General features: G+C 38.2%; 1 protein-coding gene. It reads right to left on the bottom strand.

Going from position 1 to position 476, the window contains the following annotated elements; all coding sequences use genetic code 11:
* Nucleotides 1–476 (bottom strand): hypothetical protein (locus tag G7034_RS10300; protein ID WP_166400881.1); only part of this gene is annotated, 476 nt, incomplete at both ends.

Raw genomic sequence — 476 nt, 5'->3', positions numbered from 1 at the left:
TTGACGTCAAATTCAACCCCTGAGCTTTCTATGACTTCTGCAAAGGAAGAACGCTCACATTCCGTGCTATTACTTGTCGCTAAATCTACCACAATTACTTCATACAATCCTGGTTCTTCCACGATTAATGCACTTCCTGTAAAGGCTAATTCTTCGCCATCCAAGAACCATTCAAATTCGTAATCGTTAGCATTTAACCCTGTATCTAAGGTTGGTGCAGAAACAATTTCACCAGTCTCACGGTCAATACAAATCACTGAACCATCCATGTTAGAAATATCAACTAAAGGTAATGGATTCACAATAATATCAAAACTGACTTGCGTTGAGGATGGACATTCATTGTCTGTGTTTACAACCTCAGCAAAAATTACCTGTGGCGATTCTGAAGTAAAGAAATTCTCAGGATTAATAATTGGAATTCCTGCTTCAAAATCTTCTTCTGACGCGTAATACACTACTTGGCTATTTCCATC

This window comes from Psychroflexus maritimus, assembly GCF_011089875.1.
Lineage (GTDB): Bacteria > Bacteroidota > Bacteroidia > Flavobacteriales > Flavobacteriaceae > Psychroflexus > Psychroflexus maritimus.
This window is presented reverse-complemented; position numbering and strand designations above follow the sequence as displayed.